12 protein-coding genes and 1 tRNA gene are annotated in these 14,370 nt (G+C 70.9%); 7 read left to right on the plus strand and 6 right to left on the minus strand.

Annotated elements, in window-relative coordinates:
- Window positions 1–156: 156 nt before the first annotated feature.
- Window positions 157–230, minus strand: a tRNA-Pro gene (locus tag DY218_RS01920).
- Window positions 231–327: 97 nt separating this feature from the next.
- Complete coding sequence (locus DY218_RS01925) at window positions 328–1,257, minus strand: metallophosphoesterase (protein ID WP_128554110.1); 930 nt, start codon at window positions 1,255–1,257, stop codon at window positions 328–330.
- Between the two features lie 99 nt (window positions 1,258–1,356).
- Between DY218_RS01925 and DY218_RS01930 the strand changes: the two genes are divergently transcribed.
- Complete coding sequence (locus tag DY218_RS01930) at window positions 1,357–1,821, plus strand: GatB/YqeY domain-containing protein (protein WP_128554111.1); 465 nt, start codon at window positions 1,357–1,359, stop codon at window positions 1,819–1,821.
- A 76-nt stretch (window positions 1,822–1,897) separates the two neighbouring features.
- Here DY218_RS01930 and DY218_RS01935 read toward each other — a convergent pair whose 3' ends face one another.
- Window positions 1,898–4,159 (minus strand): transglycosylase domain-containing protein, encoded by a 2,262-nt coding sequence (locus tag DY218_RS01935; RefSeq protein WP_128554112.1) that lies wholly within the window; start codon window positions 4,157–4,159, stop codon window positions 1,898–1,900.
- A gap of 332 nt (window positions 4,160–4,491) precedes the next feature.
- Between DY218_RS01935 and DY218_RS01940 the strand changes: the two genes are divergently transcribed.
- Complete coding sequence (locus tag DY218_RS01940) at window positions 4,492–7,137, plus strand: alpha-L-rhamnosidase C-terminal domain-containing protein (RefSeq protein WP_128554113.1); 2,646 nt, start codon at window positions 4,492–4,494, stop codon at window positions 7,135–7,137.
- Window positions 7,138–7,603: 466 nt separating this feature from the next.
- Window positions 7,604–7,978, plus strand: a complete 375-nt coding sequence (locus DY218_RS01950) for a WhiB family transcriptional regulator (RefSeq protein WP_199566593.1) — start codon at window positions 7,604–7,606, stop codon at window positions 7,976–7,978.
- Window positions 7,979–8,064: 86 nt separating this feature from the next.
- On the opposite strand, the gene DY218_RS01955 is transcribed toward DY218_RS01950, so the two are convergent.
- Both DY218_RS01955 and DY218_RS01960 read right to left on the minus strand, forming a co-directional pair.
- On the minus strand, window positions 8,065–9,471 hold the full coding sequence (locus tag DY218_RS01955; protein ID WP_128554114.1) for an ArsA family ATPase: 1,407 nt from the start codon (window positions 9,469–9,471) through the stop codon (window positions 8,065–8,067).
- A complete protein-coding gene (locus DY218_RS01960) occupies window positions 9,468–10,436 on the minus strand; it encodes an ArsA family ATPase (RefSeq protein WP_128554115.1) in 969 nt (322 codons plus the stop codon). Before DY218_RS01960 ends, DY218_RS01955 begins: the two co-directional genes overlap by 4 nt.
- 186 nt (window positions 10,437–10,622) lie before the next feature.
- On the opposite strand from DY218_RS01960, the gene DY218_RS01965 reads away from it, so the two are divergent.
- The 4 genes from DY218_RS01965 (at window position 10,623) to DY218_RS01980 (ending at window position 13,139) form a co-directional block, all read left to right on the plus strand.
- The gene (locus tag DY218_RS01965) at window positions 10,623–10,784 is read left to right on the plus strand and encodes a DUF4177 domain-containing protein (protein WP_121891618.1); all 162 of its coding nucleotides are present in this window, start codon (window positions 10,623–10,625) and stop codon (window positions 10,782–10,784) included.
- Window positions 10,781–11,251, plus strand: coding sequence for a RidA family protein (locus DY218_RS01970; RefSeq protein WP_128554116.1), 471 nt, complete (start codon window positions 10,781–10,783; stop codon window positions 11,249–11,251). Before DY218_RS01965 ends, DY218_RS01970 begins: the two co-directional genes overlap by 4 nt.
- Window positions 11,252–11,445: 194 nt before the next feature.
- Window positions 11,446–12,312 carry an NUDIX hydrolase gene (locus DY218_RS01975; protein ID WP_128554117.1) on the plus strand — a complete coding sequence of 289 codons (867 nt, stop codon included), beginning with the start codon at window positions 11,446–11,448 and terminating at the stop codon, window positions 12,310–12,312.
- Entirely contained in the window at window positions 12,309–13,139 is an 831-nt protein-coding gene (locus DY218_RS01980) for an MBL fold metallo-hydrolase (RefSeq protein ID WP_128554118.1), read from the plus strand. The genes DY218_RS01975 and DY218_RS01980 overlap by 4 nt, the downstream gene beginning before the upstream one ends.
- Window positions 13,140–13,636: 497 nt before the next feature.
- Here the strand turns inward: DY218_RS01980 and DY218_RS01985 are convergent, their stop codons facing one another.
- On the minus strand, window positions 13,637–14,311 hold the full coding sequence (locus DY218_RS01985) for a Crp/Fnr family transcriptional regulator (RefSeq protein ID WP_128554119.1): 675 nt from the start codon (window positions 14,309–14,311) through the stop codon (window positions 13,637–13,639).
- Between the last annotated feature and the right edge of the window lie 59 nt (window positions 14,312–14,370).

Below are 14,370 nucleotides of genomic sequence, written 5' to 3' on the forward strand. Positions count from 1 at the left end.
CGCCAGGCAACCGGCAAACTCATCGGCCCGACGCGCCGGCCTCCGGCAGAGCCTTGACCAAGATCTGCTCCCGGCCAGCTCCCGAACGATCACCGGAGACACGAAAAGGGCCTGACCCGCAATGCGGATCAGGCCCTTGACCTGCTACTTCAACTGTCGGGGTGGCGGGATTTGAACCCACGACCTCTTCGTCCCGAACGAAGCGCGCTGCCAAGCTGCGCTACACCCCGATGTCGTGCTGCGTGGCTGACCACGTCGCGGCGACATCGATTACTTTAGCGGACCCGCGGCCGGAGACGAAATCCGGTTTCGGGACGGCCCGCGGCCTCAGGTCTCCCGTGCGACCAGGGTCAGCAGGGTCGCCTCCGGTGGGCAGGCGAAGCGGATCGGGGTGTAGCGGTTGGTGCCGCAGCCGGCCGAGACGTGCAGGTACGCGGTGTGGCCCTCGCTGGTGTGGGTGGACAGGCCCCGGGCGCGGTCCGTGTCGATGTCGCAGTTGGTGACGAGGGCGCCGTGGAAGGGGACCCGGAGCTGGCCGCCGTGGGTGTGCCCGGCGAGGATCAGCGGGTAGCCGTCCGCGGTGAAGGCGTCGAGGCTGCGCAGATACGGGGCGTGCACGAGGCCGATCGAGAAGTCCGCGCCGGACTCGGGCCCGCCCGCCACGTGCGCGTAGCGGTCGCGCTTGATGTGCGGGTCGTCGAGGCCGGTGAGGCCGATCTCGTGGCCGTCGATCTTGAGGGAGCCGCGGCCGTTGCTCAGGCCGACCCAGCCCGCCGCGTCGAAGCCGTCGCGGATCTCCTCCCACGGGTTGTGGACCGCGCCGACGACCGGAGCGTTGCCGTTCAGGCCGTGCCTGCCCTGGGCCTTCTCGATGAGGTAGCGGGCGGGGTTGCGCAGCTTCGGGCCGTAGTAGTCGTTGGAGCCGAAGACGTACGTGCCGGGGTACTCCAGGAGCGGGCCGAGGGCGTCGAGGACCTCGGGCACGGCATCGGGGTCCGAGAGGTTGTCGCCGGTGTTGACGACGAAGTCGGGGCGCAGCGCGGCGAGCGAGCGCAGCCAGCGCTGCTTCTTGCGCTGCCCGCCGACCATGTGGATGTCGGAGACCTGAAGGACCCTCAACGGCCGCATGCCGCGCGGCAGTACGGGTACGGTGACGCGCCTGAGGCGGAACGAACGCACCTCGATCCCCGCCGCATACGCCACGGCGGCTGCCGCGGTGGCCGTGATTCCCAGGGGTACTCCGTATCGCGCACGCATGCGCTCCATCGTCGCAGACCGCCGCGGGGGACGTCGCAGACCACCGGGACGGGAGAAATCGGCGGGCGGCTTCCGGCGGGCACCTGAGAGACTTCGGGCATGACCACGCTCAAGGCGAAGTTGCAGGAAGATCTCACCGAGGCGATCAGGGAGCGCGACGAGCTGCGCTCCTCGACGCTCCGGCTGACCCTCTCGGCGATCACCAAGGAGGAGGTGTCGGGCACCTCCGCGCGCGAGCTCTCCGACGACGAGGTGCTCAAGGTGATCACCAAGGAGGCGAAGAAGCGCCGGGAGGCGGCCGAGGCGTTCGCCTCCGGCGGCCGTGCCGAGCAGGCCGAGCGGGAGAAGGCGGAGGGCGAGATCCTCGCCGTGTACCTGCCGAAGCAGCTGGGCGACGAGGAGCTGCGGGAGATCGTGGCCCAGGCCGTCGCGGAGGCCAAGGCCGCGGGGGCGGAGGGCCCGCGCGCGATGGGCCAGGTGATGAAGATCGTGAACCCGAAGGTGGCCGGTCAGGCCGACGGCGGCCGGGTCGCGGCCGAGGTCAAGCAGCAGCTGGCCGGCTGACGCAGGAGGCCGCGGCGGTCACTCACCGCCGCGGCCGTCAGCCCTATGTGCGGGATCACGAGACGTCCGTACGGGGTCACCGCGGCTGCGGCCAGCCACCCCCGCCGTCTCCGCCGCCGTTCCCGTTCCCGCCGTTGCCCCCGCCGCCGATCACGTCCGGCGGCAGTGAGATGTCCGGCCAGGGCTTGTCGCCGCCGGTGACGCCGCCCGGGCGGCCGGGCTTGCCGTCGTCCGGCTTGTCCCGGCCCTTGTCCTTGTCTTTGTCCTTGTCCTTGTCGTCCGGGATGTGGATCGTGTTGAAGCCCGGCGCCGGCTTGCCGTTCAGCGCGCTGCTCATGGCTTCCTTCCAGATCGGGCCCGGTACCTCGCCACCGAAGACCTTGTCGAAGTAGCGGTCGCCGATCGGGATGTTGGTCATCTGGCGCTTGTGCGCCGGGTCGCCGACCCACACCGCGCCGGACAGATTCGGCGTGTACCCGACGAACCAGGCCGCGTACCGGAAGTCCGTCGTACCGGTCTTGCCCGCGCTCGGCCGGGCGTCGCCCAGGCCCGCCTGCTGGCCCGTACCGTCCTCGACCACGCCCTTGAGCAGGGTGTTGATGGTGTCGGCGGTCTTCTCGGACATGGCGCGCTGACAGGTCGACTTGGGTACCGGAATCGCCTTGCCGTCCGAGCCGGTGATCCCCTCGATGGCGATGGGCGTGCAGTACGTGCCCCGGCTGGCGAAGGTCGCGTACGCGGCGGCCATCGTCAGCGGCGACATCTCCTGGGTGCCGAGTGCGATCGAAGGCGCCTGCGCGAGCTGCCCGCCGTCGGCCCGGTGCACGCCCATCTTCTTGGCCATGTCGGTGACCGGGCAGATGCCGATGTCGCTGATCAGCTGCACGTAGTAGGTGTTGACCGACTTCGCGGTCGCCTCCTTCATGCCGTACGGGCCGACCTCGGAGTCGTTCTCGTTCTCCAGCTTCTCGTTCCGGGTGTTGACCCAGTCGCCCTTGCAGGTGGGTACGGGGCTCGGGTACTCCATCTGGTACGGCGAGCTGTACTTCTGCGTAGGCGACTTGCCCTGCTCTATGGCGGCCGCGGCGACGATCGGCTTGAAGGTGGAGCCGGGCTGGAAGCCGGCGCCGCCGCTCATTCGCTCGTCGACGGAGAGGTTGATCGTCGTCTCGTTCTCCTTCGAGTCCCCGCCGTACGGCCAGGACTGGCCCATGCCACGGATCTTGCCCGTGCCGGGCTCGACGATGGAGACGGCGGTGGCCACCTCGTCGGTCTGCTTGACGTTGTTCTGTATGGCCGACTGGACGCCGTCCTGGGCCTGCGGGTCGAGCGTGGTGCGGATCTTCATTCCGCCCTGTGCCCAGAGCTTGGCCCGTTCCTCCCTGGTCTCGCCGAACGCGGGGTCGTTGAGGAAGACATTGTGGACGTACTCGCAGAAGAAGCCGGCGCCGCGGTCGGCGGTGATGCAGCCGTTCTTCGGCTTGCTGACCTTGAGGCCGAGCTCGGCCTTCTTCGCCTCGGCGACCTGCTTCTGGGAGACGGCGCCGGTCTCGGCCATCCGGTCGAGCACCACGTTCCGCCGCTTGGTGGCTTCCTCGGTGTCGTTGACCGGGTCGTAGCGGCTCGGTGACTGCACGATGCCGGCGAGCATCGCGGACTCCTGCAGCTCGAGGTCCTTGGCCGACTTGGAGTAGTAGCGCTGGGCGGCCGCCTCGATGCCGTAGGCCTGCTGGCCGAAGAACGTGATGTTCAGGTAGTTCTCGAGGATCCGCTTCTTGCCCAGCTCCTCCTCGACCTGGATCGCGAACTTCAGCTCGCGGACCTTCCGGCCGAGCGTCTGCTGGGTGGCCTCGGCGACCTTCTCCGGGTCGTCACCGGCCTCCTCGACGAAGACGTTCTTGACGTACTGCTGGGTCAGCGTGGACGCTCCCTGCGAGACGCCGCCCGACTGCGCGTTCTCATTGACCGCGCGCAGGATGCCCTTGAGGTCGACGGCGCCGTGCTCGTAGAAGCGCGAGTCCTCGATCGCGACGATCGCCTTCTGCATGTACGGCGAGATGTCCTTGAGCTTCACGAGGGTGCGGTCGCGGGCGTAGACCGTGGCGAGGGTGTCGCCGTTCACGTCCTGGATCGTGGTCCGCTGCATCAGCGGGGGCCGCTTCAGATTCGCCGGGATCTCGTCGAATCCCTCGACGGAACCCTTGGCGGCCAGGCCGAGCGCGCCTGCCGCGGGCAGGGCGATACCGGCCATGACCGCCCCGGCGAGGACGCTGACTCCGAGGAACTTGGCGGCCTGCTGCGTGGGCGACAGACCACCACCCGAGCGCTTCTTTCCCATGGAGGCAGCCTAATCCGTGGGTGCAGGTGTTCCGATGGAGCGGTGCCCCATCGGGATGTTCGAGTGCAGGATCGTGATGTCGGGGGTGGGTGAGTTGTCCGGGTTCGGTGGCCGGATCGGCTGGAACCGATACCAGAAGCCTGAGTCGCTGTGATGAGCTGAGTGGACCGGGGTGGGCTGCTGCTTGACTGTCAACTTGCCCCCGAATGCTTGCTATTTGGCGCGACGTAATCGCATCGACGTATGCCCCAAGGGTTGACGCAGCGGGGATTCGAGCCCGGACAGTGTCCCTGGAAAGCATTCCGGAGTAACCGGTCCAGGAAGAGGTCCTCATGGCGACGCACCCCACCGGTCGGCAGCTCAGCCGCCGCGACCTGATCGGCACCCTGGTCGCCGCCGGCGCCGTCGGCGCCCTCGCACCGGCCGAGGCGTGGGGACGGTCGCCGGGCCGGCCCACGCTCCCGGTGCCGTCCGGCCGCGGCGGTACGGGTCCTGCGCCCCAGCCGTACGAGCCACTGCACGGCGGCCGATTCCTGCCGGGGTCCGTCCCCGCGTCCCCGGATCCGCTGGTGCGCTACCGCTGGTCGCAGCCGCGGGCCACCGACGAGCTGCAGATCCATCGCTCCCGACCGCGCTCCGCGCACAGCCCGGACTCCGACTCCTTCGCGCACCTGTCATCGGCGACCACCGCGGACTGCCGCGTCGAGGTGCGCGACACCGGCTCGATACGCCTCGACTTCGGCCGGGTGAGCCCCGGGTGGCTGGAGTTCGACAGCCCGGACCTGACCGGCCGGGTCGAGATGAGCATCAGCGAGTACAACGAACCGGCCCGGGTCAATCCCGGCCCCGAGCATCCCGTGAAGACCGCCGAGCCGGTCCGGCACGGCAGCACCTGGCGCCTCGAGCTCAACTCCGAGTACTACGAGGGCGTACGGTTCGGCTGGATCCACGTCCGTACGTACGACGAACCCTGGACCATCACCGGGATCCGGCTGATCTGCCAGGCCAAGCCCACCAACTATGCCGGGTCCTTCTCCTGCGACGACGAACGCCTCGAGCGGATCTGGTACCACGGCGCCTACACCGCCCGCGTCGGATTCCAGCGGGACCACTTCGGCGCGATCCTGATGGACCGGGGCGACCGGCACAGCTGGGCGGGCGACTGCTATCCCACCCAGGCCGCATCGCTCGCCGCCTTCGGCAACTTCGACGCCGTACGGCAGAACCTCCTCGCCACCGCGAAGCTGGACAACGGCATCGAGATCTACGCGCTCTACTGGGTCCTCGGCCTCCTCGACCACTACCGGTACACCGGCTACACCGGCGACGACGACACCTTCCGGGACCTGGCGCAGGCGGCCCGCGACAAGATCGACCACGCCGACACGCTCTTCGAGGACCCGCACAGCACCTTCTACGGCTGGGACGAACGTCTCGGCGCCGGCTTCGAGGCACCCGGCCGGCCCGAGACGCAGAACGTGTTCCGCGGCACCTTCGTCCAGGCCTGCCGAGGGCTTGCCGAGGCCCTGGAGCACAGCGGGGACGCCGGGGCCGCGAAGAAGTACGGCGAACTGGCCGACGCACGGACGGCCTGGCTGCGACGCCAGGGCGACGGCCCGTGGTACGCCTCCTGGGGCATCCACGCCCTCGCCGAAGCGGTCAACGCCGGCATCGTGCACGACGACGAGGCGGACCTGGTCCATCGCCAGGCCTTCGCCGACCGGCTCGACCGGATCGACTTCTCCCCGTTCAACCAGTACTTCGTCCTCCGGGCCCTTGCCCGCCTGGGCAGGATCGACGAGGCGCTGCGGACCGTGGACGACACCTGGGGCGGTCAACTCGACCTCGGGGCCAGCACGTTCTTCGAGGTCTTCCGGCCCGACTGGGTGCGGATCCTGGGCGCCGACGACCCCGTACCCAACAGCCAGTCCGGCTGGACGAGTCTCGCGCACCCCTGGAGCAGCGGCGTGACGGCCTGGCTGTCCCACGAGGTGCTCGGGATCAGGCCGACCACACCGGGATTCGGCACCTTCGACTTCGCGCCGCGGCCCGGCCGGACCCTGCGAACCGTCCGCGGGACGCTCCCCACCCCCTTCGGGGAGATCAGCGGCCGCTTCGACGCGCGCACCGGACGCGGCAGCCTGACCGTGCCGCCGGGGACGACGGCGCGCTTCTCCGTCCCGGAGGCCGACGGACCCGCGGGCGACGGACGGCGGGTGCGGCGTATCCGGCTCGGCCGCCGCACCGTGTGGAAGTCCGGTGACGCGGTCGGCGGCTCCGGCGCCATCGAGGTGCCCGGCATCGCACCGGGCACCTGGGACCTGCACGTGTCGTACGAGGGGACGCGGGCGCCCGCGCCCCGGGATCCGCTCACGTACCCCTTGCGCTGCCTCGGCACGGACACCGCCACCAGCGGCGACTGGGGCGGGCGTTACGGACGCGACGGGTATCTGCTGTTCAGCTACGACGAGCCCGGCAGCGCCGGCGGCCGCGCCGCCTCCGACGGAGACCGTGCGCGCCTGCCCGACTACGTCACCTCGATCACGCCGCTCGAGAAGTCCGACCTGGCGGACTGGTCCGTCCCGCTGCGGACCCGCTGGGCCGAGCGCACCGAGGACCGCCGCGCACCGGCCCCGAGCCCGGCCAACGAGGTGCCGCGCAGTGTGGGCACGATCTACACGCAGACCCCTGCTCCCGGCGGAATGACGATGGCGGTGGACATCGACGCGTCACCGCCGGAGCCGGTGCGCCTGAGCCTGTACTTCGTCGACTGGGACTCGGAGCAACGGCGTCTCGCCGTCGAACTCTTCGACCTCAGGACCCGCAAGGCGCTCGCACCGGTCCAGCTGGTGGAGGACTTCCACCGCGGTACCTATCTCAGTTACGTCTGCGACCGGGCCGTACGGTTGCGGGTGGCGCATGTCCGCGGCGACAACGCGGTGCTCAGCGGCGTTTTCTTCGATCCGCTCGACGACTGAGGTGGTACGGGCGCGAGCGGGCGCAGCCCGACCGCGCCCCGCGGGCGTCGCCATTTGCCGGACAGGCTGACATGCCTTGGCCTAAGCTGCTCTCAACTGTCACAGCTGTGCGGTTCCACATCAAGTCTTCGTCGTGCCCGACCTGTTGGGAAGGCTCCACGGAGTTCTACTGTTCATCGGACGACACCCGGACGACACTGTGGCGTGCCCGAATCCGCCACATGTGTTGCCCACTGTCCGTTGTGACTCAACTGAACTGTCCCGGTCTGCCGGTTTGATCACGCATGTCTGCAGGTCACTCCGTCGGGTGATCTGCCGCTTACCCATAGTCCGTTCGGGCCATTCGAGATTGGGCCCCAAGGGGGTGTTGCGCTGTCGCCGCCTTCCGTAACGTCCTCAACTGGCGGCGGTGAATATGCCGCTGCCGCCGTGGGGGAGCCTCGATTCGGGAGAGGACGGCGCCGGCATGGGCTGGGTTACCGACTGGAGTGCGCAGGCGGCCTGCCGCACTACCGATCCGGATGAACTGTTCGTACAAGGTGCAGCGCAGAACAGGGCCAAGGCGGTGTGCACCGGATGCCCGGTGCGTACCGAGTGCCTGGCCGATGCGCTGGACAATCGCGTCGAGTTCGGCGTGTGGGGTGGTATGACCGAGCGGGAGCGGCGCGCATTGCTGCGCAGGCGCCCCACGGTCACCTCCTGGCGCCATCTGCTCGAGACAGCGCGCTCGGAGTACGAGCGCTCCACGGGCATGATCCCCGGGGACGTCGACGTGGACGAGGTGGTCGACGATGTCGTCGACGCACCGGAGCGCTATGTGAATTACGCGGCGGTGGGGTAGGCCCCTGAGCTTGGGGTGGGCCCCCTGAGCTGCCGCGGGCGGCCCGACGGTGTCAGTGCGTACCGTCGGGCGAGGTCGGCGCGGATTCAGCTCCGCGTGCCGTCGTCGTCATCGGCGGCACGGGCGCCGTCTGCCGCGAGCCGGGTGCCGATGTCCCGCAGCCCGGCCAGATCGTGTACGTCACCGGGCAGCGCGGCCACTTCGGCCACGGCGACCTCGGGGTGCAGTGCGGTGAAGCGGTCGCGGGTGCGCTGCTCGCGGGCGATCAGCTGCATCCGCTCGGCGTGCAACCGCAGGAGCCCTGCGGCGAGTCGGCCCGCGGCGTCCGTGGAGGAGTCGGCCGCCGCGGTGGAGTCGTCTTCGGATCCCCCGGGGTCGCTGTCGGATTCCCGGGGGTCGTTCTCGGAGCCCCGCTCCGCGGGCGCTGCCGCGCGGTCGGGAGATTCGGGAGTGGTACGGAGTGCTTTCTTCCCGCCCTCCTGATCCACAATGCGGGCCTCGTCAAGATTTTCCGCCGCCGCGAGCGCGCGTTCCGCGGACAGCCGGGCGGCCCCGCTGTCGTGCACCCGGTTCAGTACGAGACCGGCCAGCGGCATCCGGTCCGCGGCGAGCCGTTCCACGAAGTACGCCGCCTCGCGCAGCGCGTCCCGCTCCGGCGCGGCCACCACCAGAAACGCCGTACCGGGCGCCTGCAGCAGGCGGTACGTGGCGTCCGCGCGCGTACGGAATCCGCCGAACATGGTGTCCATCGCGGCCACGAAGGTCTGCACGTCCCGAAGGAACTGGCCGCCGAGCAGCTTCCCCAGCGTGCCGGTCATCATCGACATCCCGACGTTCAGGAACTTCATCCCGGCCCGTCCGCCGACCTTCGCCGGCGCCATCAGGACCCGGATGAACTTCCCGTCGAGGAAGGAGCCGAGCCGCCCCGGCGCATCCAGGAAGTCGAGCGCGGAGCGCGAGGGCGGGGTGTCCACGACGATCAGGTCCCAGTCGCCCTCGGCCCGCAGCTGCCCCAGCTTCTCCATCGCCATGTACTCCTGCGTGCCCGCGAAGCCGGCCGACAGGGACTGGTAGAAGGGGTTCTCCAGGATGGCCCGGGCCCGCTCGGGGTCGGCGTGCGCCTCGACGATCTCGTCGAAGGTCCGCTTCATGTCGAGCATCATGGCGTGCAGTTCGCCGGGCGCGGGCTCCGCCGCCCCTCGTTCCTCTCGTTCCTCGCCGTTCTGCGGCTCGGCGCCGGCGACCGGTTCGATGCCCTTGACCCGTCGCGGCGTGTTGTCGAGCGAGTCGATGCCCATGGACTGGGCGAGCCGGCGGGCCGGGTCGATGGTGAGGACGACCACCCGGCGCCCGCGTTCGGCGGCCCGCAGGCCGAGCGCCGCCGCGGTCGTCGTCTTGCCCACGCCGCCCGCGCCGCAGCAGACCACGATGCGGGTCTCCGGGTCGTCGAGCAGCGCGTCCACGTCGAGCGCCGGGGCCGGATCGAGCGTCATGACACTCCCTGCGTCCGCAGCTCCGCCGCGAGCCGGTACAGGCCCGCCAGGTCGATCCCCTCCGGGAGCAGCTCCAACTCGGTCACGGGCAGGCCCAGTTCGGTCAGCTCGGCCCGCTGGCGGCGCTCCAGGGCGACCCGCTCCTCGTACTGGGACGCCTGCTCGAGCAGCGGGTCGACCAACTGCTCGGCGAGACCGCCACGGCGTGCGCCGCCGAGTCCCGCCCGGGAGAGCGCCTTGGCGACATCGGTGCGCCGGACGTCCTGCGGTACGGGGGAGGGGAGCACCTCCGCGCGGACCATGTTGACCAGGACGCGGCCCACCGGCAGTGCGGCGGCGCGCAGTTCGGCGATGCCGTCGACGGTCTCCTGGACCGGCATCTCCTCGAGCAGGGTCACCAGGTGCACGGCCGTCTGCGGCGACTTGAGGACCCGCATCACGGCCTGTGCCTGATTGTGTATCGGGCCGATCTTCGCGAGGCCCGCCACCTCGTCGTTCACATTGAGGAAGCGGGTGATGCGGCCCGTCGGCGGGGCGTCCATCACCACGTGGTCGTACGCGAAACGGCCCCGCTTGTCCTTGCGGCGCACCGCCTCGCAGGCCTTGCCGGTCAGCAGGACGTCGCGTACGCCGGGGGCGATGGTGGTCGCGAAGTCGACGGCGCCGAGCTTCTTGAGTGCGCGGCCCGCACTGCCGAGCCGGTAGAACATCTGCAGGTAGTCGAGCAGCGCCAGCTCCGCGTCGATGGCGAGCGCGAACACCTCGCCGCCGCCCGGAGCGACCGCGATCTTCCGCTCCTCGTAGGGCAGCGCCTCGGTCTCGAAGAGCTGCGCGATGCCCTGCCTGCCCTCCACCTCGACCAGGAGGGTGCGCTTGCCCTCGGTCGCGAGGGCGAGTGCGAGGGCCGCGGCGACCGTGGTCTTGCCGGTCCCGCCCTTACCGCTGACGACCTGGAACCTGCTCACGCCTTCGAGCCTAATTCCTCGCCGCGCGCTCCGGTGGCTCCGGGGCGGATCACCGGGGTGTTCGGGAGGTGAGGTCCGTTACGCGGGCAGGGGCCGCCGCGGACACTTCGCGGGTACGCCCGCCGAGGCGGTGAGCGCGGCCGGGGCGTTGTCCGGCGGGCGGCGTCAGGGCATTACAGTCGCCGTATGACGAAGTGGGAATACGCGACCGTGCCGCTGCTCGTGCACGCGACGAAGCAGATTCTGGACACCTGGGGCGAGGACGGCTGGGAGCTCGTCCAGGTCGTACCGGGGCCGAACAACCCCGAGCAGCTGGTGGCCTATCTGAAGCGCGAGAAGCAGTCATGAGCGGGGCGGTGGAGTCGAAGCTCGCCGAGCTCGGCCGCACGCTTCCCGAGGTCGTGCCGCCGCTCGCCGCGTATCAACCGGCCGTCACCACCGGCCCGTACGTGTACACCTCGGGGCAGCTGCCGATCGTGGACGGCACCCTGAAGGCCACCGGCAAGGTGGGCGGCGAGGTCACGGCCGAGGAGGCGAAGGAGCTCGCGGCGGTCTGCGCGCTGAACGCCCTCGCCGCGGTCAAGTCCGTCGCCGGTGACCTCGACCGGGTGGCGCGCATCGTCAAGGTCACCGGATTCGTCGCCTCCGCCACGGACTTCACGGGCCAGCCGGGCGTACTGAACGGCGCGAGCGAGCTGCTCGGCGCGGTCTTCGGCGACCGCGGCGTGCATGCGCGCAGCGCGGTCGGCGTCGCGGTGCTGCCGCTCGACGCACCGGTCGAGGTCGAGATCCAGGTGGAGCTGGACGAGGCCTGAGCGGGAAGTGTGCGACGGGACCCCGCAGAGTGCTCTGCAGGGTCCCGTTTCTGTTTCCCGCCCGCACTCGCGTACGCCCGGACGCACACGGCCGGACGCAGACAGCCGTACGCACACGGCCGGGTCGCCGAGTGATTCGTACGTACGGCCGGTGGCCTCTCGAACATCGGGGCGCGAGCGGATAGCCTCCGGCCATGTCCAATGGTCAGTGGTACCCGCCGGAGTGGCCCGAGCGCATCCGCGCGCTCGCCGCCGGGGAGATCACCGCCGTGACCCCGCGCCGGGCCGCGACCGTCATGCTCCTCAAGGACACCCCCGAAGGCCCCGCCGTGCACATGCTGCGCCGCCGGGCCTCGATGGCCTTCGCCGGCGGCGCCTACGCCTACCCGGGCGGGTCGGTCGATCCCCGGGACGACGACCGCCTGGTCGGCTGGGCCGGACCGGGACTCGACGACTGGGCCGCGCGCCTCGGTGTCGCACCGGCCGAGGCGCAGGCCGTCGTCTGCGCCGCCGTACGGGAGACGTACGAGGAGGCGGGCGTGCTGCTCGCCGGGCCGACCCCGGACACCGTCGTCGGCGACACCACCGGCGCGGACTGGGAGCGGGACCGGCTCGCGCTGGTGGAACGGGAGCTGTCGTTCGCCGAGTTCCTGGACCGGCGGGGGCTGTGCCTGCGGTCTGATCTGCTGGGTGCGTGGGCGCGCTGGATCACCCCGGAGTTCGAGCCGAAACGGTTCGACACCTGGTTCTTCGCCGCATCCCTGCCCGGCGGTCAGCGCACCCGGAACGCCTCCACCGAGGCCGACCGCACGGTCTGGACGCTCCCGTCCGCGGCGGCCGAGAGCTACGACCGCGGCGACCTCCTGATGATGCCCCCGACCATCGCCACCCTGCGCCAGCTGCTGCCGTACGAGGACGTCGCCGCCGCGCTCGCGGCGGCCGCGGACCGCGACCTGACGCCGGTACTCGCCCGGGCCCGCCTCACCGAGGGCGAACTCGTGCTCAGCTGGCCGGGCCACGACGAGTTCACCAAGCACATCGACATCAAGGGTTCCGTATGACCGACGCGGCCGCGCTGCCCGGCCAGCCGAGGGGAGCGGTCCTGTCGGGACCGGCGACGGCACGGGCGGTCAACGTCCTCGCGCCGAACCCCTCCGCGATGACCCTGGACGGCACCAACACCTGGATCGTGGCCGAGCCCGACTCCGACCTGGCCGTGGTGATCGACCCCGGCCCGCTCGACGACGCCCATCTGCGGCGGGTCGTCGACACCGCGGAGCGCGCCGGAAAGCGGGTCGCCCTCACCCTCCTCACGCACGGGCACCCGGACCACGCCGAGGGCGCGGCCCGTTTCGCCGAGCTGACCCGGACCCCTGTCAGGGCCCTCGACCCCGCGCTCCGCCTCGGCGACGAAGGGCTCGAGGCGGGCGACGTGGTGGAGCTCGGCGGTCTCGAACTGCGCGTCGTCCCCGCACCCGGCCACACCGCGGACTCGCTGTGCTTCCATCTCCCGGCCGACCAGGCGCTGTTGACGGGCGACACGATTCTGGGGCGCGGTACGACGGTGGTGGCGCACCCGGACGGAAGGCTCGGCGACTACCTGGACACACTGCGCCGGATCCGTTCCCTGACGGTCGACGACGGGGTGCACACGGTGCTGCCCGGACACGGGCCGGTGCTCGACGACGCACAGGGCGCCGTGGAGTTCTACCTCGCGCACCGGGCCGGCCGGCTCGCCCAGGTCGAGACCGCGGTCGAGGCCGGCCACCGCACACCGTCCGATGTGGTGGCCCACGTGTACGCCGACGTGGACCGCTCACTGTGGCCGGCCGCGGAGCTGTCGGTGCGCGCGCAGCTGGAGTACCTCGGCGAGCACGGCCTGATCTGACTTGCCCGCGGCGCGGCCGCCGTCGGGGGTCTCTTCTGCGAGCGGCGCACTTGCTCCGGAACGGCGCACTCGCTCCGGAGCGGGCGCTCGTGCTCCGGAGGGTGCCCTCACGTGCGAGCGGCACGCCGCGGCCGTACGGCTCTCGCTCCTGGGCGGCGGTCTCTCTCGCCCGGTGAGCGGTGCTCGCACTTCAGAGCAGTGCACCCGTCCGTAGGCACCGCTACCTCGAGCAGAGCGGTGGCCTCGCTCCCGGTCGGTGGTCTCGGCCCGGCGAGCGGGCTCGCGCGCGCTTCAGAGTGGTGCTCTCGCCGCTGGGCAGTACTCGCGCTCACTCCGCAACGGCGCTCTCGCCAGTGTGCGCAGTGCTCTCTCGCTCCGGGGCGCCGCTCGCGTCCGGGAGCGCCGCTCTCGTCCCGTACGCGGCGAAGGGCCCACCCCCGGCGGCGAACCGCCAGGAGGTGGGCCCCTGACCGGGCGGACCCGGCTTCGTAGCTTCGTCAGCGGGAGCGCTTGGCCAGCCGCTCCACGTCGAGCAGGATCACGGCACGGGCCTCCAGGCGGAGCCAGCCGCGGCCGGCGAAGTCGGCCAGCGCCTTGTTCACCGTCTCGCGGGAGGCGCCGACCAGCTGCGCCAGCTCTTCCTGCGTGAGGTCGTGGACGACGTGGATGCCCTCCTCCGACTGCACGCCGAACCGGCGCGACAGGTCGAGCAGCGCGCGGGCGACACGGCCCGGCACATCGGAGAACACCAGGTCGGACATCTGGTCGTTGGTCTTGCGCAGCCGTCGGGCGATGGCGCGCAGGAGGGCGGATGCCACCTCGGGCCGGATGCTCAGCCAGGGCTGGAGGTCTCCGTGGCCGAGGCCGAGGAGCTTCACCTCGGTCAGGGCGCTGGCGGTGGCGGTACGCGGACCGGGGTCGAAGAGCGACAGCTCACCGATCAGCTCACCGGGGCCGAGGACGGCGAGCATGTTCTCCCGGCCGTCGGGTGAGGTGCGGTGCAGCTTCACCTTGCCCTCGGTGACCACGTAGAGGCGGTCACCGGGGTCGCCCTCATGGAAAAGTGCGTCGCCGCGCGCGAGCGTCACCTCACTCATGGAGGCGCGCAGGTCCGCGGCCTGCTCGTCATCGAGCGCCGCGAAGAGCGGGGCGCGCCGCAGAACGTCGTCCACGAGTTCTCTCCTAGGTCGACCTGCATCAAGGGAACGGGGTCCCCATGATGCCGGACGGT

It is taken from the genome of Streptomyces triticagri, from assembly GCF_003429565.1.
Lineage (GTDB): Bacteria > Actinomycetota > Actinomycetes > Streptomycetales > Streptomycetaceae > Streptomyces > Streptomyces triticagri.